This is a genomic window from Micromonospora sp. C28ISP2-4, assembly GCF_030519385.1.
GTDB classification, from domain to species: domain Bacteria; phylum Actinomycetota; class Actinomycetes; order Mycobacteriales; family Micromonosporaceae; genus Micromonospora; species Micromonospora tulbaghiae.
The window spans coordinates 787,671-810,481 of sequence record NZ_JAUMKG010000002.1 but is presented as its reverse complement, the minus strand read 5'-3'; the positions used below and the strand labels follow the sequence as shown (position 1 = coordinate 810,481).

The following is a 22,811-nucleotide window of genomic DNA, read 5'->3' as shown; positions in this document are numbered from 1 at the left end:
GCCGCCCGCACGCGCTGCTCCGGTTACTTGGCGGCGGCCTTCTCGGCGTTGGCGACCGCGTCGGTCCAGCCCTGCTCCGGCGAGCGCTTGCCCAGCTCCACGCTGCGGACGGCGTTCTCGACCTCGGTGCGTACGGCCTGGTTCTTCGGTCCCATGTAGACCGGCTTCAGGCTCTTGGCGCCCTCGGCGAAGATCTTCCCGACCGGCGCCTCGGAGAAGTAGGCGTTCTTCGAGTCGATGATCGCCGGGTCCTCCAGCGCCTGCGGCGAAGAGGGCAGGGGACCCTTCGCCTTGAACGCGCCGATCTGACCCTTGGCGCTGGTCAGGAACTTGGCCAGCTCGATCGCCTCGGCCTGGTGCTTGCTCTGCTTCGGCACGGCGAGGAACGAGCCGCCCCAGTTGCCGCCGTCGCCGGGGATCTGGGCGATGTCCCACTTGCCCTTGGCGCCGGCGCCGGCGTTGCCCTCGATCACCCCGGTCATCCAGGCCGGGCAGGCGATGGTGGCGAACTTCGACTGCTTGAACGCCGACACCCACTCCTCGGACCAGGAGCCGTACTTGCCGGACAGCCCCGAGTCGATGATGTCCATGGTGGTGTCGTACGCCTGCTTCACCGCCGGGTTGCTGCCCACGACCAGGTTGTTACCGGTGTCGTAGTAGCTGTAGCCGCTGCTGTTGCCGGCGGTCTGGAGCAGGATCGTGTTGAAGGTGTTGGTCGCCGCGTCCAGGAACGAGGCGCCGGTCTTCTTCGCGGTGAACTGCTCGCCGACCTTGATGTAGTCCTGCCAGGTGGGCCAGAGCTTGGACACCGCCTCCCGGTCGGTGGGCAGACCGGCCTTGGCGAACAGGTCCTTGCGGTAGCACATCGCCATGCCGCCCACGTCGGTGCCGAGGCCGATGAGCTGCTTGCCGTCGGCGGTGAGCCCCTGGTTCCACTTCCAGTCGAGGAAGTTGCCCTTCAGGTCGGCCGCGCCGTGGTCGAGCAGGTTGACGAAGTTCTGCGGGTTGGCCTTGTACTCGACGAGCAGGCCCTCCTCGATGGCGACCACGTCGCCGGCGCCCTTGCCCGCGGCGAGCCACTGGGTGAGCTTCGGCGAGTACTCGTCGAGGTTGCCGCCGGTGCCCCGCTCGACGATCTTCACGCCGGGGTGGCTGGCCATGTACTCCTGGTAGAGGTCGGCGTAACCGAACTGGCCGAAGACGTCGACGGTGAGCGTTATCGGCCCGTCGGCGGCGGCATCGTCGCCGCCGCCGCAGGCGGTGGTGCCGAGCAGCGCGGTGGCGGCGACCACTGCAACCGCCGCCAGGCGGCGGCGCGTGAAGGTGAGCATGCTGTCCTGACCTCTCGGGTCGTCGAAACGGGTGGTGGAAGGCGGTTCCGGAACTAAGAGAGCGCTCTCACGACAGCCTGGGGGAGGGGCGTGGACCTTGTCAAGAGAGCGCTCTCAGGGGTGTCAGAAAAGAAGGAGAGGGGCGATGGCCGCCCCTCTCCGCGTGGTGCCGTTCGTCAGCCGACCCGCAGGCCGCCAAGCAGGGAACGGTCGCCCGCAACGTCCAGCGCGTCGAAGCTGATCCGGCCCATCAGCGCCAGCAGCAGATCGCTCGCCGTGCCGGCCACCTGCGCCCGCGCGCGGTGGTCGTCGTGGTCGAGGATCGTGGCGGTGTCCAGCAGCGCGACCCCCTCGCCCCGCAACCGCAGGTACCACTCCTGCGCGGCGTCGGTCGCGTTCAGCTGCACCACGCCGCGCCACTGCCCGGGATGCACCCGCCGTCCCGCCGGCAGCCAGGTGTCCAGCACCTCGCTCACCCCGTCGGCTGCGAGCTTCGCCTCGATCGGATCACCCGCACCGATCGCGAGCTGGGCGTCCCAGCGGTGCACGGCCGTCTCGTGCGCGAGGCGGCGGGGCCAGAAGACCGCCTTCTTCGGCTGGGGCGCGAAGTTCCAGGCCGGCGCCTCCGGATCCGTCGCCTCCAGCAGCGCGCTGATCCGCTCGTACTCCTGCGTGTACCACTGCGCCGCGGTCAGGCCCGCGGGCGGCTCCGGGTCGTGCCGCTCCGGGCGGGTCGCGGTGCCCGCGGTCAGTACGGTGCCCGCCCAGGCGTACGCGCGGGTCAGGTGATGAGCGAGATCGGTGACCGTCCAGCCGGGACAGGACAGCACGGGTGTCTCGGGCGGCGCCTCCGCCACCGCCGCGGCGAAGGCGGGGCCCTCCGTGCGCAGCGCGCCGATCCAGAAGTCCTTCGTGTGGTGCAGTCTGCTCATCGCCATCCTCCCGGGGGTGACCGGGCCACCAGTGGGTGCTCCGGCTACCCCTCAGCCTAGGGTGAAAGGCGTGTCAGACGTCTACGCCGAACCGGCTACTGCCGGTGACCCGACCGATCCGGCCACCCTGGCGCGCTACACCACGCTCCGGCTCGGCGGACCAGCCGGCCAGCTGGAGACCGCCGAGAACGCCGCCCAGATCGTACTAAAGGTGCAGGAAGCGGAAGCCCGCGACCAGGCCGTTCTGGTGCTGGCGGGCGGCAGCAACGTCGTGATCGGCGACCAGGGCTTCCCCGGCACCGTCGTGCTCGTCCGCTCCCGGGGGTTCCGGGTCGTCGCCGAGGACGGCGACACCGTCACCGTACGTGTCGAAGCCGGCGAGCCGTGGGACGACCTCGTCGCCGCCACCGTCGAGCGCGGCTGGTCCGGGCTGGAGTGCCTCTCCGGCATCCCCGGGTCGGCCGGCGCGACCCCGATCCAGAACGTCGGCGCGTACGGCCAGGAGGTGTCCGAGACGATCGTCGCCGTCGAGGCGTACGACCGTACCCGCCGCGAGGTGGTGCGGATCGCCGCTGCCGACTGCGGGTTCGTCTACCGGGGCAGCATCTTCAAGTACAGCGACCGCTGGGTGGTGCTCACCGTCGACTTCCGGCTCACCCGGTCCCCGCTGTCCGGCCCGGTCCGCTACGCCGAACTGGCCCGGGCGCTCGGCGTCGAGGTCGGCGACCGGGTGCCGCTCGCCGACGCCCGCGCCACCGTGCGCGAGCTGCGCGCCGGCAAGGGCATGGTGCTGGACGCGGCCGACCCGGACACCTGGTCGGTGGGCTCGTTCTTCACCAATCCGGTGCTGCCGGGCGACGTGTTCGAGCAGGTGCGGGAACGCGCCGCCGACCTGGGGCAGCCGCCGAACTGGCCGGGCGCCGACGGCACGGTGAAGGTCAGCGCGGCGTGGCTCATCGACAAGGCCGGGTTCGGCAAGGGGTACGCGGGCCCGGAGGGCGTCGCCATCTCCAGCAAGCACACGCTGGCGCTGACGAACCGTTCCGGCACCGCCAGTACGGCCGCGCTGGTGGCGCTGGCCCGCGAGATCCGCGACGGCGTACGGTCCCGCTTCGGCGTGACCCTGCACCCCGAGCCGGTCCTCATCAACTGCACCATCTGACCCGCCCCACCCCACCCCTGCCCCGCCCCCGCCCCGGCGATCTTGCACTTGCGGCCCTCGATTCGAGTGTTTTGCCCGCTTTTCCGGGGCAGCAAGTGCAAGATCAATGCGGATGTGGGCGCGGGGTCAGCGGGGGGCTACGGCGGGCCAGGGGAGCGTGAGGTAGCCGTGGCGCCACGTGCGCGGGGTGTCCTGGATCGGCCAGCCCGCCTCCTTCACCGCCTCGACCGTCCGCAGCCAGCGCTGCCGGGGGCCGAACGGGGCGTAGCCGGCGGCCGAGCGCCAGGCGTGTTCCAGCACCTCGATCAGCTCGTGGATGCGTTCGCCCGGCACGTTGCGGTGGATCAGCGCCTTCGGCAGCCGCTCGGCGAGCGTCGCCGGGCTCTCCAGCGTGGTCAGCTTCGCCGACAGCGTGAGCGTGCGCGGGCCGGCGGAGTCGAGCAGCACCCAGGAGCCGAGCCGCCCCAGCTCGTCGCAGGTGCCCTCGACCAGCAGCCCGCCCGGCGCGAGCCGCTCGGTGACGGTACGCCAGGCGTCGGCCACCTCGCTCTCGTCGTACTGGCGGAGGACGTTGAACGCCCGTACCAGCGCGGGGCGTAGCCCGGCCAGTTCGAAGCCACCCCTGGCGAACGTCAGCCCGGGCGGGTCGGCGGCGGGCAGGGCGGCGGCGACGCGTACCGGCTCGATCTCCAGGCCGACCACCCGCACGTCGGCGCGGACCCCGGACGCCAGCCGGGCGCGCAGCTCGACCGGGGTGACCGGGGTGGCGCCGTAGCCGAGGTCCACCACGAGCGGGTCCGCGGCGGCGCGCAACGCGTCGCCGCAGGTCTCGACGATCCAGTTGTCCACCCGCCGGAGCCGGTTGGGGTTGGTGGTGCCCCGGGTGGCCACGCCGAGCGGACGCTCCATTAGGACGTCCGGTGCACCTTGTGCTGCGCGGCCTGAGCCAGCGGGCGTACCACGAGCTGGTCGATGTTGACGTGGTGCGGGCGGGTCGCGCACCAGGCGACGCAGTCGGCCACGTCGTCGGCCACGAGCGGTTCGGCGACTCCGGCGTAGACCGCCTCGGCCCGGTCGGCGTCACCGCCGAAGCGGACCAGGCCGAACTCCTCGGTCTTCACCATGCCGGGGTCGATCTCGATGACCCGGACCGGCCGGCCGCACAGTTCGAGCCGCAGCGTGCCGGCGATCGCTGTCTGCGCGTGCTTGGCGGCCGTGTAGCCGCCGCCGCCCTCGTAGACCACGTGCCCGGCGGTGGAGCTGACGATCACGATCGTGCCGGCGCCGGAGCGCTCCAGCGCCGGGAGCAGCGCCTTGGTGACGCGCAGCGTGCCGAGCACGTTGACGTCGTACATCCACTGCCAGTCGCCCACGTCGGCCGTCTCGACCGGGTCCAGGCCGCGGGCGCCGCCGGCGTTGTTCACCAGAAGCGTGACCGGCCCGGGGGCGGCCTCGGCGGCGGCGGCCAGGCCGACTACCGACTCGTCCGAGGTCACGTCGCAGGCCACCGCTGTGGCCGCGCCGCCGGCCGCCTCGATCTGGGCGACCAGCGCGACCAGCCGATCGGTACGCCGGGCGGCGGCGAGCACGTGGAACCCCTCGGCGGCGAGCCGGCGGGCGGTGGCCGCGCCGATCCCGCTGGACGCCCCGGTGACGATGGCGACTGAAGTCATCCGGTCATTGTCTCCCGTCGCCGGGCCGGGCGGCGGGATGAGGTCCGTCACGCCCGGGACCCGGCGGAAAGCATTTCCGTACCCCCATGGGGAAGATGACATCCGGCACACGGGTTGACCGAGAAGCGCCGGTCGTGCGGGACGGCATCAACCGTGACAGAGGGAGCGGACGTGGCGGATTTGCACACCGGTGTCGGTCGTCAGCGAGGTGCCCTTCCGTGGCCGCGGCCCCGCCGTATCGCCACGCTGTCGGTGCACACGTCGCCGCTGCACCAGCCCGGTACCGGTGACGCGGGCGGCATGAACGTCTACATCCTGGAGGTCGCCCGGCGGCTGGCCGAGGCCGACGTCGAGGTGGAGATCTTCACCCGGGCCACCGCCGGTGACCTGCCCCCGGTGGTCGAGGTGGCGCCCGGGGTGTCCGTCCGGCACGTCACCGCCGGTCCGCTGGAGGGGCTGACCAAGGAGGAGTTGCCGGGTCAGCTCTGCGCCTTCACCGCCGGGGTGCTGCGCGCCGAGGCGGCCCGCCCGCCGGGCCACTACGACCTGATCCACTCGCACTACTGGCTCTCCGGTCAGGTCGGCTGGCTGGCCAAGGAGCGGTGGGGCGTACCGCTGGTGCACACCGCGCACACCCTTGCGAAGGTCAAGAACGCCCGGCTCGCCGCGGGGGACCGTCCCGAGCCGAAGGCGCGGGTGATCGGCGAGGAGCAGGTGGTCACCGAGGCGGACCGGCTGGTCGCCAACACCCGGGTCGAGGCCCGCGACCTGCTCGACCGGTACGCCGCCGTTCCGGGCCGGGTGGCGGTCGTGGAGCCCGGCGTCGACCTGGACCGGTTCCGTCCCGCCACGGGCGACCGGGACGCCGCGACCCGGGCCGCCCGCCGCCGGCTCGGCCTGCCGACCGACGGGTACGTGGTCGCCTTCGTCGGCCGGATCCAGCCGCTCAAGGCGCCGGACGTGCTGGTCCGTGCCGCCGCCGCGCTGCGTGAGCGGGACCCGGCGCTGGCCGACGAGTTGACCGTGGTGATCTGCGGCGGGCCCAGCGGCACCGGCCTGGACCGGCCCACCGCGCTGATCGAACTGGCGCACGCGCTCGGCGTCGCCGACCGGGTGCGTTTCCTCCCGCCGCAGACCGGCGGGGACCTGCCCGCCCTCTACCGCGCCGCCGACCTGGTCGCGGTGCCGTCGCACAACGAGTCGTTCGGGCTGGTAGCGCTGGAGGCCCAGGCGTGCGGCACGCCGGTGCTGGCCGCCGCCGTGGGTGGCCTGGTCACCGCGGTACGCGACGGCGTCAGCGGCATGCTCATCGACGGGCACGACCCGGCCGACTGGGCGCGGGCGATGGCCCGGCTGCTGCCCGACCGGGTACGCCGTGCCGCGCTGGGCCGGGGCGCCGAGCGGCACGCCCGGGACTTCTCCTGGCACCGCACCGCCTCCGGCCTGCTCGCGGTCTACGGGGAGGCGATCACCGAGCACCGGGCCCGGCTGGCGCGGCGGCTCGGCGAACCGGCCGCGCTGTGCTCCTGGTGATCTCCACCGGCCACCGGGCGGCCCCGGTACGCCGGTCGTAGAGTGGGTGCGATGAGCCGCAGGAGTGAGGTCGCCGCGCTGATCGAGTCCGTCTGCGCGGAGCGTGAGCTGGAGTGGGAGTCGACCGGCGAGGCGTCGTACGCGGTGACGCTGCCCGGCACGCACAAGCTCAAGACGATCTGCAACCTGATCGTGGGTGAGCACGCGCTGCGGGTCGAGGCGTTCGTGATGCGCCAGCCCGACGAGCGCCGCGAGGAGCTGTGGGCCTGGCTGCTCCAGCGCAACGCCCGCATGTACGGCGTCTCGTTCTCCATCGACTCCGTCGGCGACGTCTACCTGACCGGGCGAGTCAACCTGGCCGGGATCGACGCCGACGAGCTGGACCGGCTGCTCGGTTCCGTGCTGACGTACGCCGACGAGTCGTTCGACAGCATGCTGGAGATCGGCTTCGGCACCGCCATCCGCCGGGAGTGGGAGTGGCGGGTCAAGCGCGGCGAGTCGACAGCCAACCTGGCCGCGTTCGCGCACCTCTTCGAGCCGTCCGCCACTGCCGGATCGTCCGCCGGAGGTTCGGAGCCCTCCTGACGGGTATGCCGCCCCGCGCGGTGCGGAGCACTAGGGACCCACCGCGGGCCGAGGACGGACTGTCGAGGAGCGTGTCCCATGGCTCAGCGCAACAGCTCAGGTCGCGGCACGACTGCGACCCGGACGAAGCGGCAAAGCGGCAACCAGACGCCGAACACCCCGAGGGTGTCGGAGTCGGAGATCTCCCGGATGAAGGTCGACGACATCCGCAGCCAGCTCAAGCGGCGCGGGGTCTCCGGGATCTCCGCGCTGCGGAAGCCGGAACTGGTGAAGACCCTGGCGCGGACCATGCGCGGGGAGGGCGGCGCCGCCCGGCGGAGCACCGGACCGGCCGGCCGGGCGTCGGCGACCCGCAAGAGCACCGCCGCCAAGAAGACCACTGCGGCGAAGCGGACCACGTCGGCCCGCCGGAGCGCCACGTCGCCGGCCAAGGCCGCGCCGGCCGCACGCGCCACCGGCGCCAGGGCCAAGGCGACGGGTACGCGCAAGGCGGCCCCGTCCCGCGCCAAGGCGACCTCGTCGCGGGCCAAGGCGGCGCCGTCCCGCGCGAAGGCGACTTCGTCACGGGCGACCACGGCGAGGTCGAAGGCGGCCCCGTCCCGCGCCAAGGCGGCCCCGTCGAGGGCGAAGGCGGCGCCCGGCCGGGCCACTGCCGCGACCTCCCGCGCGAAGGCCGCGCCCGCTCGGGCGAAGGCGGCTCCGTCACGTGCAAAGGCGGCTCCGTCGAGGGCGAAGGCGGCTCCCTCGCGGGCCAAGGCCGCGCCGGCCCGGAAGGCGCCGAGCGCGCAGGCCGCGCCGACCCGTGGGCCGGCGTCCAGCCGGTCGATCGGATCGTCGCAGCTCATCACGTCGCTAGCGGACCGGCCGGAGCGTCCGGGCCGGAGCCTGGTCACCCGTAACCACGAGGTGATCCAGCGCTGGGCGCGCGAGCGGGGCGCGAAGCCCGCCACCATCGCCGGCACCGAGCGTGAGGGCCGGCCCGGGGTGCTGACGTTCAACATCCCCGGGTACCGGGAGAGCAGCCGGATCCGCGAGATCACCTGGGACGACTGGTTCCGCACGTTCGACCTGCGGCGGCTGAACCTGATCTACCAGGAGCAGATGCGGGACGGCCGGCAGAGCAACTTCTTCCGGACCGAGAACCCGAATCGCGAGGACGGCTGAGGTTTGCGGGAATGGCGGACGGGAAACCCGTGTTTGCCATTCCAGGGACGACAGCACGGACAGCCGGATTTCCGACACGGGCGCTGTGACGGGCAAGACAGCGTTCTGGGTTGAATCCGGAATCCGGGCGAACTAACTTTATTGCACCGCGTCACGCTTGTTTTCGTTCGGGGGAGCGGTGGATCGATCAGATCCGCGCAGGCGAGACGCGAAGATCGGGTGGAGCACACCGTTGGGGGACGGTGCCGCCCGTGGAACCGGCGGCGCGAGCGGGCGACGCTTACGGGGGTGAGTGTCGCCCGCCGCCGCCGGGCGTACGGTACGAGCGCCCATCTCGACGGGGGTCGGGGTGGGCGCTCTGCCGTTGTCTCCAGGGCCGTCAGCGGGCGACCGGCCCGTCAGCGGGTGGACCCGACTGTGGTCCCGGAGCGCTGCGCCGCCCGTAGCGCGGCCACCCGCCGCTCACGGCGCGGTCCGGCGAGCAGATGCCCGGCTGCGGCCACCAGGCCGAGCGCGCCCACCACAAGCCAGTGCCGCTCGCCCAGGTGTTCCAGGCTGAGCCCGCCGAGCGCCGGCGCCACGAACGACGCGGCCGGGAACGTCAGGTAGAACACCGACTGGTAGCGGGCACGCAGTTCAGGTGGCGCGAGGTCCGCGTTGATCTGCGCGTTGGGCGGCGCGGCGAGCATCTGCCCGGCCGTCCAGACCACCGCCGCGCCGAGGTAGAGCGGCAGCCCGTCGGCCGCCGTCAGCGCGCCGAACCCGAGCGCCATCAGGCCGGTGGAGACGGCCAGGACGCTCGACTTCCGGTACGGCTCGATGAGCCGGGGCACGAACAGTTGCCCGACCACGATGAGCGCCCCGCCGAGCGCCACCACCAGCCCGTACGCCGACGGGCGCAGACCGTCCTCGCGCATCGCCAGCGGCATGATCGTGGAGGTCTGCATGGTCAGCACGGCCAGCAGGAACGTCAGCCCGACGAACACCAGGAAGGTGCTGTCGGTCAGCGCGGTGTGCAGCCCGGGACGGCGTCCTGCCAACGCCTGCGGCGTGGGCGCCGGCCGCCGGGTGAGCGTCTCCGGCACCTTCAGCGCGATCACCACCGCAGCGGCCAGCGTGGCGGCGGCGTCGACCAGGAACAGCGCCGTGAAGCTCGCCTCGGCGAGGACGCCGGCCAGCAGCGAGGCCACCGCCATGCCCAGGTTGAACGCCCAGAACTGGAGGTTGAACGCGCGGGAGCGGCGCGCCTCGGGCACCACGTCCACGATGGCGGCCACGAACGCCGGACTGGGCATCGAGTGCGCCACCCCGACCAGCGTGGCGAGTACGGCGATCACCGCCAGGTGCGTGGTGAACGCCAGCGCCGCCATCAGCCCGGCGGCGGCGAGGTGGGCGGCGAGCAGTGTGGCCCGCCGTCCCCACCGGTCGGCCAGCACACCGCCGAGCAGCGTCCCGGCCGCACCGCCGATCCCGTACGCGCCGACCACCAGCCCGGCCAGCGACGGCGGTGCGCCCCGCGCGGCGGTCAGGTAGAGCGACAGGAACAGCAGCGCGAACGCACCGGCCCGGTTGATCAGCAGGCCGGACCAGAGGTACCAGAACGTGGCGGGCAGCCCGCCGGCCGTGTCGTCCCACCAGCGCCGCAGACCGTGCACCAGTCCTCCAGGAAGGTTTCCTTACCGATTCCTTCCCGTACCGTATCCACAGGTCTCGGGGTGGCCGCGCCGGGGCGTACTCAGGAACCGGACCGGACCGGGGCGGCGGGTGCGGTGGCCGCGGCCTCGCCCGCCTCGGGCGCCGGGGAGGCGGTGACGGTGACCGGCGCGACGGGCGTGCCCACGGCGCGCAACGCCACCGCGCGGCGCTCCCGGGCCGGGCCGGAGATCAGGTGGGCGACCGCCGCCACGACGCCGATGCCCGCACAGCCGAGCCAGAGCGCGCTGTTGCCGGCGTTCTCCCGGACCAGGCCGCCGAGGATCGGCGCGGCGGCGCCGGCGAGCTGCCAGGACAGCGAGAAGACGCCCTGGTAGCGGCCCCGCAGCGCGGCCGGCGAAAGCTCCGCGATCAGGGTGGCGTTCGACGGCGAGTTGAGCATCTCGCCGAGGGTCCAGATCAGCACGGTCAGGCCGTAGAGCCAGACCGTGTCGGCGAGCGCGGTGAGCCCGAACCCGGCGCCCATCACCAGCGACGCGAGTGCGAGCACGTGGGAGCGGCTGCGGCCCTTGATGAGGCGGGGCACGAACAACTGGCCGACCACGATGAGCACGCCGTTCAGTGCGATCACCGAGCCGTACGTGGCCGGGCTGAGCCCGGAGTCGCCCATGGCGATCGGCAGCATCGAGATGTGCTGGAGGAACACCAGCGCGGCGAGCAGGTTGAGCGCGACGAAGCCGAGGAACACCCGGTCGGCGAGGATGGTGCGCAGCACACCGGCCGGCGCCGGCATCCCCTTGACCGGGAGCGCGGTGACCGGGCCGCGGGTCTCGCCGACCTTGGTGAAGATGATCAGCGCGGTCACCAGCGTGGTGGTCGCGTTCACCAGGAACAGCAGCAGGTAGCTGCCCTGGGCGGCGAAGCCGGCGAGCACCGCGGCGCAGGCGAAGCCGAGGTTGATGGCCCAGTAGTTGAGCGAGAAGGCGCGCAGCCGGTCCTTGTCCGGCACCACGTCGACCATCATCGCGCCGAACGCGGGGCGGGCCGCCTCGGCGAACGCGCCGAGCAGCAGCGCGCCCACGGCGACCGCCCAGAGCGGACGGGCGAGGCCCAGCGCGATCATCATGCCCGCCGCGCCGACGTGCGCGGCGAGCAGCGTGGGCCGCCGTCCCCAGCGGTCGGTCAGGGTGCCGCCGATGGTGGTGCCGACCGCGCCGCCGGCGCCCCAGAGACCGATCACCAGGCCGGCCTGGGAGGCGGAGAAGCCGCGTTCCTGCGTCAGGTAGATGGCCAGGAAGATCAGGACGAAGGAGCCGAGCCGGTTGATCAGCGTGCCGGCCCAGAGGTACCAGAACGTCCGTGGCAGGCCACCCGCCGTGTCCTGGAACCAGCCCCGTACCGTCCGCATCCTGACGCCCCCCGCTTGGTAATGACCGACCTGATCAGAACGCCTTACAACCTAGTGGCGGGCCGGAGCCGTGGTCATCAGGATTTCCACGTGGTGGTCGTCACCACAGGTCGCCGCGTGTCCGCCCGGCCGGTACGGCAGGATGATCGGCATGACTGCGAGCGAGGGGCCCACCGTCGGGACGCTGGTCCTGCTGCGGCACGGCGAGAGCGACTGGAACGCCAAGAACCTCTTCACCGGCTGGGTCGACGTCGACCTGACCGCCAAGGGGGAGACCGAGGCGCGGCGCGGCGGCGAACTGCTGCGCGAGCACGACCTGCTGCCGGACGTGGTGCACACGAGCCTGCTGCGCCGGGCGATCCGCACCGCCGAGCTGGCGCTGAACGCCGCCGACCGGCACTGGATCGCGGTGCGCCGGTCCTGGCGGCTCAACGAGCGCCACTACGGCGCCCTGCAGGGCAAGAACAAGAAGCAGACCCTCGACGAGTACGGCGAGGAGCAGTTCATGCTCTGGCGCCGCTCGTACGACACGCCGCCGCCGCCGATCGACGACGCGGACGAGTGGTCGCAGGTCGGCGACCCCCGGTACGCGCTGCTGCCGACCGAGCTGATGCCGCGCACCGAGTGCCTGAAGGACGTCGTCGACCGGATGCTGCCCTACTGGTACGACTCGATCGTGCCGGACATCCTGGCCGGCCGGACGGTGCTCGTGGCCGCACACGGCAACTCGCTGCGCGCCCTGGTCAAGCACCTCGACCAGATCTCCGACGACGCGATCGCCAAGCTGAACATCCCCACCGGCATCCCGCTGCGCTACGACCTGGACGCCGAACTGCGTCCGCACGTGCTCGGCGGGACCTACCTGGACCCGGAGGCGGCCAAGGCCGCCGCCGCCGCGGTCGCCAACCAGGGCCGCTGAGCTTGGGGTGTAAGGAAGGGCCCCTTATTAACGTCTGCGGTAGAGGAAGGGCCCCTTCTTAACGCTGACTGTTAAGGAGGGGCCCTTCCTTACACGCGGGCGGGGGTCAGTTGGACGTCGAACCGGTGATCAGGTAGACCACGTGCTCGCCCGCGTTCACCGCGTGGTCGGCGAAACGCTCGTAGAAGCGGCCCAGCAGCGTCGCGTCGATCGCCGTCTCCACCCCGTACGGCCAGTCGTCGCCGAGCAGCACGCCGAACAGGCTCTTGTGCAGGTCGTCCATCGCGTCGTCGTCGCCGTCCAGCTCGGCGGCCACGTCGGCGTCCGGCTCGGCCAGCACCGAGCCGATCTTCTCCGCCATCCGGTCGGCGATCCCGGCCATGTCGGTGAAGACCGGCCGCAGCTCCGCCGGCACCGCCGGGGACGGGTGCCGGCGCAGCGCCGTCTTCGCCACGTGGTCGGCCAGGTCGCCCATCCGCTCCAGATCGGCTGCCACGTGCAACGCGGTGATCATCGCCCGCAGGTCGGAGGCCACCGGCGCCTGCCGGGCCAGCAGGTCACAGACCCGCTCCTCCACGTGCCGGTAGAGGTCGTCGATCTCGGCGTCCCGCGCGATCACCGTCTCGGCGGCCGTCCGGTCGGCGGTGAGCAGCGCCTTGGTGGCCTGCCGCATGGCCGCGCGTACCGCCTCGGCCATGTCCACCAGCAGCTGGCTGACAATCTGCAGGTCGGCCCGGAACTCGTCGCGCATCGTCACTTCCTGGGGTCGGTGGCCGCCACCCCCACGGGGTACGGCAGGAGCAGGTGCGCGCCCCACGCTAGGCCGAACGGTCGGCACCAGGGTGAACGCGGATGAACGACGCGGGGCCCGCAGGTGAACTTTGCCGAAAGCGAGAGTGGTTCGTCCCTTTGTGCCCGATCCCCGGGTTAACAATGACCCTACGATCGCCGGGTGGAATGGGCGGTGGCCGTAGTGGTGGCCGGAGCGCTGGTGACCGGACTGGTCGCCGGGGCGCTGCTGTCCGGACCCGTTGACGAATGGCGGCGCCGCCGGGCGTCGCGGGGCGGCGGGATCCTCCGTCGTGACGCAGGGAGGACGACGATTCCGGACGACCAGCAGGGGGGCCTATCCGGGCTCGGCCGCAAGACGATCGACTCGCTGCGCGCAGGTGTGGTGGTGCTCGGCCCGGACGACGTGCCGGTGCTGGTGAACCCCGCCGCCCGGGCGATGGGTCTGCTCCGTACCGGGGCGACGCCGGGGTCGATCGCGGCGCACCCGTTGATCCGTACCCTCGCCGGGCAGGTCCGCCGCACGGGCGTGCGGCGCGAGATAGAGCTGGACCTGCCCCGGGGCCGCGACGGCGGCGGGGACAACCCGCTCGGCGTGCACCTGCGGGCGATGGGACTGGGCTCCGGTTACATCTCGATCGAGGCGGTCGACGTCACCGAGTCGCACCGTCTCGCGCGGGTACGGCGGGACTTCGTCGCGAACGTCAGCCACGAGCTGAAGACGCCGATCGGCGCGCTGCAACTGCTCGCCGAGGCGCTCGTCGACGCCACCGAACCGGCCGCCGGCGGCGCGCCCGACCTGTCCGAGGACCTGGTCGCCGCGCGGCGGTTCGCCGAACGGATCCAGCACGAGTCGACCCGGCTCGGCCGCCTGGTGCAGGAACTGCTGGAACTGACCCGCCTCCAGGGCGCCGAACCGCAGCCCGCCCCCGAGCCGGTCTCGGTGGACTGGGTGCTCGCCGAGGTCGTCGACCGGACCCGCACCGCCGCCACCGCCCGCCGGGTGGAGATCGCCGTCGGCGGGCAGCGGGGCCTCACCGTGTACGGCAGCGACAGCCAACTCGCCACAGCGGTGGCGAACCTGGTGGAGAACGCGATCACCTACTCCGGCGAGGACACCACGGTCCGGGTGACGGTCACCGGCACCGAGGAACACGTCGAGATCGCCGTGGCCGACCAGGGCATCGGCATCGCCCCGAACGAGGTCGACCGGATCTTCGAGCGGTTCTACCGGGCCGACCAGGCCCGCTCCCGCGCGACCGGCGGCACCGGCCTGGGCCTGGCCATCGTCAAGCACATCGCCAGCAACCATGGCGGCCGGGTGGAAGTGTCGAGCACCCTTGGTGGGGGGTCGACGTTCACCCTCCGGCTGCCCGCACGCCCCCCGGACGACCTGGAGACGACACTCGCCTCCGCTGGGATCGAGGCCGGCCCGGCCGAGCTCCGGCAGGTCTGACCACAGGAAAGGAAACACCCGTTGAGCCGCGTACTGGTGGTCGAGGACGAGGAATCGTTCTCCGACGCCCTGTCCTACATGCTCCGCAAGGAGGGGTTCGAGGTCTCCGTCGCCGCGACGGGCCCCGCCGCCCTCACCGAGTTCGACCGGACCGGCGCCGACATCGTGCTGCTCGACCTGATGCTGCCGGAGATGTCCGGCACCGAGGTCTGCCGGCAGCTCCGCCAGCGCTCGCACGTGCCGATCATCATGGTCACCGCGCGGGACAGCGAGATCGACAAGGTGGTCGGCCTGGAGATCGGCGCCGACGACTACGTGACCAAGCCGTACTCGCCGCGTGAGCTGGTCGCCCGCATCCGGGCGGTGCTGCGGCGGCAGAGCGCCGAGTCGAACGAGACGGGCGCGCCGACGCTCGCCGCCGGCCCGGTCCGGATGGACATCGAACGGCACGTGGTGACAGTCGGCGGCGCCGGGGTGCAGCTTCCGCTGAAGGAGTTCGAGCTGTTGGAGCTGCTGCTCCGCAACGCCGGGCGGGTGCTCACCCGGGGCCAGCTGATCGACCGGGTCTGGGGCGCCGACTACGTGGGCGACACCAAGACGCTGGACGTGCACGTGAAGCGGCTGCGCTCCAAGATCGAGCCGGAGCCCTCCGCGCCGCGCTACATCGTCACGGTGCGAGGCCTGGGCTACAAGTTCGAGCCCTGATCCCCTCCCGCCCGAGGCCGCCCCGCCCTCCTGGAGTTGTGGTGCCCGATTCGGCACCTCTCGTGAGGTGCCACAACTCCGACGCCCTCACCCGAGGCTTCGGACGAGAGCCGCCCCGGGCTCCCGTCCTCGCTCACCGATCTTGCACTTTGGTACCCCGCAAACCGCCGCGAATGGGACACATCAAGGGCCCGAACTGCAAGATCGGCGGTGCGGGCCGGCGGCGTCGCGCCCGCCTGGCCCGGCCTTGCCTGGGTCGTGGTGATCATGAACTTGGCGGTACCGAGTGTCCGGTTTGTCGCCGCCAACCTCATGATCGACCCTCCGGAGGGCTGGGGAGGGTGCTTCGGGGTGATCAAGGAGTTTGTGTCCTGGTCGGCGCCGGAAGTTGGCGCTAACTCCTTGATCACGAGGGCGTGGAGCGCAGGTGTCCGGGTGGGTTCGGTGAGGGGTCTCTGTGCGCGCCGGGTGTGTCCTGTGGGGGTGTCCGGGTGGGGGTGGTGGCGCCCGGGGGTGATGGGGTGTCGGGTCGGGGTGTCCGGTTCGGGGGTGGTGGGTGGCACTCTGACGGTGGAATCGCTTGGGGGGTGGGTGGCGTTGTAACCGGGTGAACGACCGAGCATCGGCCGCGCCCCGAAACAAGCGGCCGTCTGCCTGCGGGAACAGCCCCGGTTCGCTGGTCGTTGAGTACGGTTCTGGCGACGTGAGCCCGTGGGGAATCATCCCGGCCGGCTGGTCGTTGCACACGGTTCCGACGACGTGAACCCCCCGCGCCGCCCTCCGGTGGCGTGCAGCGCCCCCGGGAATGATGCCGGGTGGTGGGTCGTTGGACATGCTTCCGGCGCCGCGACGAGGCACCCCCTTGCCCCGCGAGCGACCCGGAACCCCCCTGAGACTTTTTGAGCGCCTGACGGTGCCCGCGCATCCCGTCCCCCGGGTGCGTCGACCCCCGAATGGAGCAATTCTGATGAACACGATCCTGCGGAAGAGCATCCTGGGTGTTGCTGGTCTGGCCTTCACCGGTGGCGTGTTCGCCGGTCCTGTGGCCGCTCACGCGGCGGACACCACCACCACGCACGCGAAGCCGGTGGCGGTGAGCGTGCAGGGTGACAAGCTGATCCCGCACGGTGTGCAGGGCGAGCAGTCGCGGATCGAGCTGAACGACGAGCAGGTCGCGAATGTGAAGGCGATCATCGCGGCGACGAAGAAGGCCGGCATGGACGAACGCGCCGCGGTCGTGTCGATCGCGACGGCGTTGCAGGAGTCGAAGCTGGAGAACCTCGGCCACCTCGGTGACCGCAACGACCACGACTCGCAGGGCCTGTTCCAGCAGCGCCCCTCCAGCGGCTGGGGCACGGTCGAGCAGATCACCGACCCCGAGTACTCCACCACCGCGTTCCTCACCGGCCTCAAGCAGGTCGACGGCTGGCAGGACATGCCCCTGACCAAGGCCGCCCAGACCGTCCAGGTCTCCGCCTACCCCGACCACTACGCCCAGTGGGAGCAGCAGGCCGCCGACCTGGTCGCCGAGCACTGGAACAGCTAAGACGAACAAGCAAGACACACAGCGAAAGGCCGGCACCCCGAACCCGGGGTGCCGGCCTTCACTCGCTTGCCGGGTGCGGGGCGACCTGACCCTGGCGCTGCCGGGCGGCGCAGAGTTCGGCCAGCTTCGCGTACGCGGGCGCGCCGATCAGCGCGGTCAGTTCCGGCCCGTACGAGACGTACATCGGCTCGGCGCCGACGTGCGCGTCGGTGGAGGACGTGCACCACCAGTCGAGGTCGTGCCCGCCGGCGCCCCAGCCGCGCCTGTCGAACTCGGCGAGCGTGGAGATCAGCACCTTCGTGTTGTCGGGCCGCTTGTGCCATTCCTGGTCGCGGCGTACCGGCAGTTGCCAGCAGACGTCCGGCTTGTACTCCAGCGGGTGCACCCCGTCGCGCAGCGCCTGGGCGTGCAGCGCGCAGCCGCCCCCGCCGGGGAAGTCGGCGTCGTTGAGGAACACGCACGGGGCGTCCACGTCGCGGGTGGCGGTACGCCGGGCCGGCGTCTTGCCGTCGACGGTGTCGTTCTCGGTCCAGTTCTTGAACCCGCGCCGGAAGTGCTGCCACGTCTCCGGCGTCAGCCGCTTCACCGCGGCCCGGACGCGCTTCTCGTCGTCGGAGTCGGTGAAGAACGCGCCGTGCGAGCAGCACCCGTCGGCGGCGCGCCCGGCGATGATGCCGTGGCAGCCCCGGCCGAAGATGCACGTCCAGCGGGACAGCAACCAGGTGAGGTCGGCGCGGACGACGTGCTTCGCGTCGGCCGGGTCGACGAACTCGATCCACTCCCGTGGGAAGTCCAGCCCGACCTCGCGGCTGCGCGGGTCCTCGGGGTCGTCCACCAGCACGTGAAGCTCGATCTGCCCTGTCACTCGGACCAGCGTACGCGCGGTGACCCCGCCCGGCCGTCGAGCCGACGAAACGTGTTGGCCCTAGGGTTTCTCCCATGCGACTGGGTGTCCTCGACGTCGGTTCCAACACGGTGCACCTGCTGGTGGTCGATGCCCACCACGGCGCGCATCCCTGGCCGGCGCACTCGGAGAAGGTGGTGCTGCGGCTCGCCGAGCAGATCGGTCCGGACGGCGCGCTCACCGACGGCGGCGCGGACGGCCTGGTAAAGGCGGTCGGCATGGCCCGGGCGGCCGCTGACGGGCTGGGTGCCGAGGATCTGCTGGCGTTCGCCACGAGCGCGGTCCGCGACGCCACCAACGCCGCCGACGTGCTGGCCCGCGTCCGCGACGAGACGGGCGTACGCCTGGAGGTGCTCTCCGGCGCGGACGAGGCGCGGATGACGTTCCTGGCGGTGCGGCGGTGGTTCGGCTGGTCGGCCGGCCGGCTGCTGGCGATGGACATCGGCGGCGGCTCGCTGGAACTGGCCGCCGGCATCGACGAGCACCCGGACGTGGCGATCTCGCTGCCGCTCGGCGCGGGGCGGCTCAGCCGGGAGCGGCTCGCCGTGGATCCGGCCGGCACGGCGCCGCCGTCGGCGGAGGCCGTGGAGGAACTGCGGGCGTACGTGGACGCGCAGCTCGATCCGGTGGTGGAGCAGTTGACGGCGGTGGGCTGGGAGCGTCCGGTCGCCACCTCGAAGACGTTCCGCATGCTGGCCCGGCTGGCGGGTGCCGCGCCCTCCGGTGCGGGGCTGTGGGCGCGCCGCAGCCTGACCCGTACCGGCCTGCGGCAGGTGCTCGGGTTCATCCGGCACATCCCGCCGGCCCAGTTGCCCGGGTTGGAGGGGGTGAGCGCGCAGCGGGCGCACCAGCTCCTCGCGGGCGCGGTGGTGGCCGAGGCGGTGATGCGCCGCCTCGACGTGGACTGCGTGGACATCTGCCCGTGGGCGTTGCGGGAGGGCGTCATCCTGCGCCGGCTGGATCAGCTCGCGCCGATGTGACCGTACGAGCGCTCTGGGTTGCTTTGCGGTTGCTCGTCCCGATGCTCGCTGGCGGTTGGGGGCTACCCTCGAAGGCGTGACCTACCGCGTTCCGGTGCTCCTGTCCACGTCCTCGGTCTTTCCCGAACGGACCGCGGCGGCGTTCCAGCTCGCCGCCGAACTCGGCTACGACGGCATCGAGGTGATGGTCTGGACCGACCCGGTCAGCCAGGACGCGGGCGCGCTGCGCGGCCTCGCCGAGCACTACGGCGTCCCGGTGCTGTCGGTGCACGCCCCCTGCCTGCTCGTCACCCAGCGGGTGTGGAGCCCCGACCCGTGGGAGCGGCTGCGCAGGGCCGCCGAGCTGGCCGAGACGCTGGAGGCGCCGACTGTCGTGGTGCACCCGCCGTTCACCTGGCAGCGTGACTACGCGCGCAACTTCGCCGACGGGCTCGACGCCATCGCGGGGCAGTTCGGCGGCCTGCACTTCGGGGTGGAGAACATGTACCCGGTGCGGATGGCCGGGCGGCAGTTCGTCCCGTACGCCCCGGGCTGGGATCCGACCGAGATCGGGTACGCCTCGTACACGCTGGACCTGTCGCACTGCGCGGCCTCGCACACCGACGCGATGGCGATGGCCGACCGGATGGGTTCCGGGCTGGCGCACGTGCACCTGGGTGACGGCACCGGCGAGGGCCGCGACGAGCACCTGGTGCCAGGTCGCGGCGGTCAGCCCTGCGCGGAGATGCTCCGCTCGCTGGCCGGTCGGGGCTTCACCGGCTCGGTGGCGGTGGAGGTGACCACCCGGGGCGCGAAGAGCCGCTCGGTCCGCGAGGCGGACCTGCGGGAGTCGCTGGAGTTCGCCCGGGCCAACCTGACCGCGCCCTCCCCGGTCGACGCCTGACCGACCGAGCCCTCCCCGGCCGAGCGGCACCGGCCGCTCGCGCACGGGCGGCGGCCGGAGCGCCGGAGGTCAGCTCACCGGGGACAGCGGCTGCGCCGGGACGGCCTGCTCGCCGACCGCTGCGCGCTTGCGGGCCCGGTGCGCGGCCACGTGGGAGCGGGTGGCGCAGCGCTCGGAGCAGAACCGGCGGCAGCAGTTGGACGAGGTGTCCAGGTAGACGTTGCCGCAGCGGTCGTCGGCGCAGACCCCGAAGCGGGCGCTGCCGTACTCGCAGAGCCACACCGACAGGCCCCACACCGCGCCGGCCAGGTATTCGGAGGAGACCGACGCGCCCCGGCTGGTCACGTGCATGTGCCAGTCGGAGGAGTCGTGGCCCGAGATGCGGGGCTGCACCGGGAACGCTTCGAGGAGCGCGTTCAGCTCGGCCACCGCCTCGTTGTCCCGGCCCGAGGTGCCGTACTCGAAGACGTCCCGGAGACGCTTCTGCGCCCGCCGGAAGATCGCCAGGTCCCGTTCCGCGACCTCGTCGCGCATCCAGGCGTTCTCGTCCGGGAAGAGGGCCCGCAGGCCGTCGAGGTCGTCCAGCCGGGCGTTGACGAGCTCGACCCCGGTCCGGGCGTACGCGTCGAAGTTCACGACACCAACGGTAGACGACTCAGAGCGCACGCGGTGCGTCGATGTAGTGGGGCAGAAACCGCGCGTAACCGTCAGTGATGAGGCTCTCGCTCTCGCGTACGCCCGCGCCAGCCGACTCGCCGTCCACGATCCAGCTCCCGAGCACCGTCCGGTTGCCCTCGAACTCGGGCAACGCGCGGAACTCCTGGAAGCAGAAGCCCTCGTCGCCGTAGATCCCCGGGTTGGTGATCTCCGTGTCGCCGGTCACGATGCGTACCGAGCCGCCCTCGCGGCCGAGCAGCGGCTTGGCCACGTACTCGGTCATGCCGCGCGGCGAGTCCAGGTACGCGGGCAGCAGGTAGTCGTGCCCCGGGTACATCTCCCAGAGCACCGCCAGCAGCGCCTTGTTCGACAGCAGCAGCTTCCAGGCCGGTTCGATCCAGGTGGTGGGCGTGCCCGGGTCGAGCGCCGGCCGCCCGTACGGCTCGGCCAGCATCCACTCCCAGGGGTAGAGCTTGAAGCAGGTGGTGATCGGCCGGTCGTCGGCGTCGACGAAGCGCCGCCCGTCCCAGCCGACCCGCTGGATCGGCATGAGCGTCACATCCAGCCCGGCCTGGCGGGCCGTCTCGGCCAGATAACCGGCGGTGATCTGGTCCTCGCCCGACTCCTCCTCGGAGGACCAGAGCACGTGCGCCCGCGGCTCGTGCAGCCCGGCGCCGATCTTGGCCCAGGCGCCGACCAGCCTTTCGTGCAGGCTGTTCCACTGGTCCGCGTCCGGCCGGGTGTGCTCCAGCCAGTACCACTGCACGATGCTCGCCTCGACCAGCGCGGTCGGGGTGTCGGCGTTGTACTCCAGCATCTTCGGCGGCCCGCTGCCGTCGTACCAGAGGTCGAACCGGCCGTAGAGCGTCGGCGGGTTCTCCCGCAGCGAGCGGGCGACCGCCTCGGCGGCCCACTCGGGGATGCCGAACTCGGCGTACCGGCGGCGGGCCACCACGTGCTCGGCGGCGGCCACCGACATCCGGTGCAGCTCCTCCGTGGCCTCCTCCAGCCGGAGCACCTCGTCGAGCGTGAACGAGTACGCCGCCGTCTCGTCCCAGTACGACATGATCTCGCCGTCGGGCAGCTCGGTGTCGACGTACACCAGGCCCTGGGCCCGGATGGTGTCGTCCCAGTCGGGGCGCGGCGTGCTCGCCTCGCGGCGCACGTCAGCCGCCGCAGGAGGCGAGGTGGGTGCCGAAGCCGCCGCGCTCGGGCAGCGCGGCGGTCGGGGCGGGCTCGCCGCGCGCGGCGGTGGCCGGCGCGGGCACGCGCAGGGCGACCGCTACGGTGTCGCCGCCTCCGCCGGCCGGTCCGAGCGCGCAGTCGTCATCGTCGTCGTCGTAACCGTTGTTGCAGCCGGAGAGCGCGAGGGCCAGCGCGGTCAGCGCGCCGAGCTGCACGGAGGCCGAGCGGAGCCGGCGCCGGGGGTGTCGTCGATCCACGTGAACGTTGTAGCCGATCCGCGCCAGCCAGGAGTGCCCGCCCCGGCGCCGGCGAGCGGTTCCGAGCGGGCCTCGGACGCACCCGGCGGAGGCCGGGTGGTGAGCGTTACGCTCGGCTCATGCTCCGTTCCGTCATCCTCGCCGCCTCCCGGTCTTCCCAGGTGGAGCGGCTCGTCGCGACGGCCCCGTTCACCCGGGACGTCGTCCGCCGGTTCGTCGCCGGCGCCGCCACCGACGACGCGCTGCGCGCCACCCGCGAGCTGGTCGCCGACGGCCAAGCGGTCACCCTCGACTACCTGGGCGAGGACACCACCACCCCGGAGCAGGCGAACGCCACCCGGGACGAGTACCTCACGCTGCTGAGCCGGCTGGCCGCCGCCGGGCTCACCCCGGCCGCCGAGGTCAGCGTGAAGCTGTCCGCGCTGGGCCAGATGTTCGACGAGCAGCTGGCGTACGACAACGCGCGAGCGATCTGCGCGGCGGCCGACGCGGCGGGCACCACTGTCACGCTGGACATGGAGGACCACACCACCACCGACTCGACGCTGGACATCCTGGCGAAGCTGCGCAAGGACCACCCGTCGACCGGCGCGGTGCTCCAGGCGTACCTGCGGCGGACCGAGTCGGACTGCCGGGAACTGGCCTCGGCCGGGTCGCGGGTGCGGCTGTGCAAGGGCGCGTACAAGGAGCCGGAGTCGGTGGCGTACCAGTCCGCCCGCGAGGTGGACAAGTCGTACGTGCGCTGCATGAACGTGCTGATGTCCGGCGACGGCTACCCGATGCTCGCCACGCACGACCCGCGGCTGATCGCGATCGGCGAGGACCGGGCGCGCTGGTTCGACAGGGACCCGGGCCGGTTCGAGTTCCAGATGCTCTACGGCATCCGCCCGGAGGAGCAGCAGCGCCTGATCGGCGAGGGCTACACGGTGCGGACGTACGTCCCCTACGGCGACCAGTGGTACGGCTACCTGATGCGCCGGCTCGCGGAGCGCCCGGCCAACCTGGCGTTCTTCGGCCGCGCGGTGCTGTCGAAGAAGTGAGCCGAGCCTGACACCCCTCACCTGTCCCGGTACGGGCCGGCGGAGACCT

At 72.3% G+C, this 22,811-nt stretch carries 22 protein-coding genes and 1 pseudogene; 11 read left to right on the top strand and 12 right to left on the bottom strand.

What is annotated here, in order from left to right; translation table 11 throughout:
* Positions 1-23 precede the first annotated feature (23 nt).
* The gene (locus Q3W68_RS12595) at positions 24-1,331 is read right to left on the bottom strand and encodes an ABC transporter substrate-binding protein (protein WP_302905553.1); all 1,308 of its coding nucleotides are present in this window, start codon (positions 1,329-1,331) and stop codon (positions 24-26) included.
* Positions 1,332-1,507: 176 nt separating this feature from the next.
* Positions 1,508-2,263 (bottom strand): maleylpyruvate isomerase family mycothiol-dependent enzyme, encoded by a 756-nt coding sequence (locus Q3W68_RS12590; RefSeq protein WP_302905552.1) that lies wholly within the window; start codon positions 2,261-2,263, stop codon positions 1,508-1,510.
* A 70-nt stretch (positions 2,264-2,333) separates the two neighbouring features.
* On the opposite strand from Q3W68_RS12590, the gene Q3W68_RS12585 reads away from it, so the two are divergent.
* Entirely contained in the window at positions 2,334-3,425 is a 1,092-nt protein-coding gene (locus Q3W68_RS12585) for a UDP-N-acetylmuramate dehydrogenase (protein ID WP_302905551.1), read from the top strand.
* Positions 3,426-3,551: 126 nt separating this feature from the next.
* Here Q3W68_RS12585 and Q3W68_RS12580 read toward each other — a convergent pair whose 3' ends face one another.
* Both Q3W68_RS12580 and Q3W68_RS12575 read right to left on the bottom strand, forming a co-directional pair.
* Positions 3,552-4,334, bottom strand: coding sequence for a class I SAM-dependent methyltransferase (locus tag Q3W68_RS12580; RefSeq protein ID WP_302905550.1), 783 nt, complete (start codon positions 4,332-4,334; stop codon positions 3,552-3,554).
* Entirely contained in the window at positions 4,334-5,098 is a 765-nt protein-coding gene (locus Q3W68_RS12575) for an SDR family NAD(P)-dependent oxidoreductase (protein ID WP_302905549.1), read from the bottom strand. Before Q3W68_RS12575 ends, Q3W68_RS12580 begins: the two co-directional genes overlap by 1 nt.
* A gap of 171 nt (positions 5,099-5,269) precedes the next feature.
* Here Q3W68_RS12575 and mshA point away from each other — a divergent pair, with 171 nt between their 5' ends.
* A complete protein-coding gene (gene mshA, locus Q3W68_RS12570) occupies positions 5,270-6,631 on the top strand; it encodes a D-inositol-3-phosphate glycosyltransferase (RefSeq protein ID WP_302905548.1) in 1,362 nt (453 codons plus the stop codon).
* A gap of 51 nt (positions 6,632-6,682) precedes the next feature.
* On the top strand, positions 6,683-7,216 hold the full coding sequence (locus Q3W68_RS12565; protein ID WP_013288782.1) for a YbjN domain-containing protein: 534 nt from the start codon (positions 6,683-6,685) through the stop codon (positions 7,214-7,216).
* An 83-nt stretch (positions 7,217-7,299) separates the two neighbouring features.
* On the opposite strand, the gene Q3W68_RS12560 is transcribed toward Q3W68_RS12565, so the two are convergent.
* Positions 7,300-8,064 carry a hypothetical protein gene (locus tag Q3W68_RS12560; RefSeq protein WP_302905547.1) on the bottom strand — a complete coding sequence of 255 codons (765 nt, stop codon included), beginning with the start codon at positions 8,062-8,064 and terminating at the stop codon, positions 7,300-7,302.
* Between Q3W68_RS12560 and Q3W68_RS12555 the strand changes: the two are divergent.
* A pseudogene (locus Q3W68_RS12555) lies at positions 8,021-8,380 on the top strand (hypothetical protein); the annotation flags it as partial. The gene Q3W68_RS12560 and the pseudogene Q3W68_RS12555 overlap by 44 nt on opposite strands.
* 398 nt (positions 8,381-8,778) lie before the next feature.
* On the opposite strand, the gene Q3W68_RS12550 reads toward Q3W68_RS12555, so the two are convergent.
* Both Q3W68_RS12550 and Q3W68_RS12545 read right to left on the bottom strand, forming a co-directional pair.
* Complete coding sequence (locus Q3W68_RS12550) at positions 8,779-10,035, bottom strand: MFS transporter (protein WP_302905545.1); 1,257 nt, start codon at positions 10,033-10,035, stop codon at positions 8,779-8,781.
* 80 nt (positions 10,036-10,115) lie between these two features.
* On the bottom strand, positions 10,116-11,441 hold the full coding sequence (locus Q3W68_RS12545; RefSeq protein WP_302905544.1) for an MFS transporter: 1,326 nt from the start codon (positions 11,439-11,441) through the stop codon (positions 10,116-10,118).
* Between the two features lie 151 nt (positions 11,442-11,592).
* On the opposite strand from Q3W68_RS12545, the gene Q3W68_RS12540 reads away from it, so the two are divergent.
* A complete protein-coding gene (locus tag Q3W68_RS12540; protein WP_302905543.1) occupies positions 11,593-12,360 on the top strand; it encodes a phosphoglyceromutase in 768 nt (255 codons plus the stop codon).
* A gap of 106 nt (positions 12,361-12,466) precedes the next feature.
* Here Q3W68_RS12540 and phoU read toward each other — a convergent pair whose 3' ends face one another.
* Positions 12,467-13,111 carry a phosphate signaling complex protein PhoU gene (gene phoU, locus Q3W68_RS12535; protein ID WP_302905542.1) on the bottom strand — a complete coding sequence of 215 codons (645 nt, stop codon included), beginning with the start codon at positions 13,109-13,111 and terminating at the stop codon, positions 12,467-12,469.
* Between the two features lie 321 nt (positions 13,112-13,432).
* Here phoU and Q3W68_RS12530 point away from each other — a divergent pair, with 321 nt between their 5' ends.
* The 3 genes from Q3W68_RS12530 to Q3W68_RS12520 all read left to right on the top strand — a co-directional run bounded on the left by Q3W68_RS12530 (position 13,433) and on the right by Q3W68_RS12520 (position 16,856).
* Complete coding sequence (locus Q3W68_RS12530; protein WP_302905699.1) at positions 13,433-14,605, top strand: cell wall metabolism sensor histidine kinase WalK; 1,173 nt, start codon at positions 13,433-13,435, stop codon at positions 14,603-14,605.
* Between the two features lie 21 nt (positions 14,606-14,626).
* Positions 14,627-15,310, top strand: a complete 684-nt coding sequence (locus Q3W68_RS12525) for a response regulator transcription factor (RefSeq protein ID WP_030272198.1) — start codon at positions 14,627-14,629, stop codon at positions 15,308-15,310.
* Between the two features lie 967 nt (positions 15,311-16,277).
* Entirely contained in the window at positions 16,278-16,856 is a 579-nt protein-coding gene (locus Q3W68_RS12520; protein WP_302905541.1) for a hypothetical protein, read from the top strand.
* A gap of 58 nt (positions 16,857-16,914) precedes the next feature.
* On the opposite strand, the gene Q3W68_RS12515 is transcribed toward Q3W68_RS12520, so the two are convergent.
* Complete coding sequence (locus Q3W68_RS12515) at positions 16,915-17,721, bottom strand: hypothetical protein (protein WP_302905540.1); 807 nt, start codon at positions 17,719-17,721, stop codon at positions 16,915-16,917.
* A gap of 74 nt (positions 17,722-17,795) precedes the next feature.
* Between Q3W68_RS12515 and Q3W68_RS12510 the strand changes: the two genes are divergently transcribed.
* Together Q3W68_RS12510 and Q3W68_RS12505 are read left to right on the top strand one after the other, a co-directional pair.
* Complete coding sequence (locus tag Q3W68_RS12510; protein WP_302905539.1) at positions 17,796-18,740, top strand: Ppx/GppA phosphatase family protein; 945 nt, start codon at positions 17,796-17,798, stop codon at positions 18,738-18,740.
* A gap of 76 nt (positions 18,741-18,816) precedes the next feature.
* A complete protein-coding gene (locus tag Q3W68_RS12505; RefSeq protein WP_302905538.1) occupies positions 18,817-19,623 on the top strand; it encodes a sugar phosphate isomerase/epimerase in 807 nt (268 codons plus the stop codon).
* Between the two features lie 69 nt (positions 19,624-19,692).
* On the opposite strand, the gene Q3W68_RS12500 is transcribed toward Q3W68_RS12505, so the two are convergent.
* The 3 genes from Q3W68_RS12500 to Q3W68_RS12490 are packed head-to-tail and all read right to left on the bottom strand — an operon-like array spanning position 19,693 to position 21,722.
* Positions 19,693-20,259, bottom strand: a complete 567-nt coding sequence (locus Q3W68_RS12500) for a CGNR zinc finger domain-containing protein (RefSeq protein WP_128138504.1) — start codon at positions 20,257-20,259, stop codon at positions 19,693-19,695.
* Positions 20,260-20,278: 19 nt separating this feature from the next.
* A complete protein-coding gene (locus tag Q3W68_RS12495; protein WP_302905537.1) occupies positions 20,279-21,445 on the bottom strand; it encodes a glutathionylspermidine synthase family protein in 1,167 nt (388 codons plus the stop codon).
* A 1-nt stretch (position 21,446) separates the two neighbouring features.
* Positions 21,447-21,722 carry a hypothetical protein gene (locus Q3W68_RS12490; protein ID WP_225853304.1) on the bottom strand — a complete coding sequence of 92 codons (276 nt, stop codon included), beginning with the start codon at positions 21,720-21,722 and terminating at the stop codon, positions 21,447-21,449.
* Positions 21,723-21,841: 119 nt separating this feature from the next.
* On the opposite strand from Q3W68_RS12490, the gene Q3W68_RS12485 reads away from it, so the two are divergent.
* The gene (locus Q3W68_RS12485; protein ID WP_302905536.1) at positions 21,842-22,762 is read left to right on the top strand and encodes a proline dehydrogenase family protein; all 921 of its coding nucleotides are present in this window, start codon (positions 21,842-21,844) and stop codon (positions 22,760-22,762) included.
* The last annotated feature ends 49 nt before the right edge of the window (positions 22,763-22,811 follow it).

Excerpts from the sequence above, each read along its gene's own strand:
- Q3W68_RS12575 (WP_302905549.1), bottom strand. The coding sequence starts at position 5,098 with ATGACTTCAGTCGCCATCGTCACCGGGGCGTCCAGCGGGATCGGCGCG.
- Q3W68_RS12590 (WP_302905552.1), bottom strand. The coding sequence starts at position 2,263 with ATGAGCAGACTGCACCACACGAAGGACTTCTGGATCGGCGCGCTGCGC.
- Q3W68_RS12520 (WP_302905541.1), top strand. The coding sequence starts at position 16,278 with ATGAACACGATCCTGCGGAAGAGCATCCTGGGTGTTGCTGGTCTGGCC.
- Q3W68_RS12545 (WP_302905544.1), bottom strand. The coding sequence starts at position 11,441 with ATGCGGACGGTACGGGGCTGGTTCCAGGACACGGCGGGTGGCCTGCCA.
- Q3W68_RS12510 (WP_302905539.1), top strand. The coding sequence starts at position 17,796 with ATGCGACTGGGTGTCCTCGACGTCGGTTCCAACACGGTGCACCTGCTG.
- Q3W68_RS12595 (WP_302905553.1), bottom strand. The coding sequence starts at position 1,331 with ATGCTCACCTTCACGCGCCGCCGCCTGGCGGCGGTTGCAGTGGTCGCC.
- Q3W68_RS12565 (WP_013288782.1), top strand. The coding sequence starts at position 6,683 with ATGAGCCGCAGGAGTGAGGTCGCCGCGCTGATCGAGTCCGTCTGCGCG.
- phoU (WP_302905542.1), bottom strand. The coding sequence starts at position 13,111 with ATGCGCGACGAGTTCCGGGCCGACCTGCAGATTGTCAGCCAGCTGCTG.
- Q3W68_RS12580 (WP_302905550.1), bottom strand. The coding sequence starts at position 4,334 with ATGGAGCGTCCGCTCGGCGTGGCCACCCGGGGCACCACCAACCCCAAC.
- Q3W68_RS12485 (WP_302905536.1), top strand. The coding sequence starts at position 21,842 with ATGCTCCGTTCCGTCATCCTCGCCGCCTCCCGGTCTTCCCAGGTGGAG.
- Q3W68_RS12540 (WP_302905543.1), top strand. The coding sequence starts at position 11,593 with ATGACTGCGAGCGAGGGGCCCACCGTCGGGACGCTGGTCCTGCTGCGG.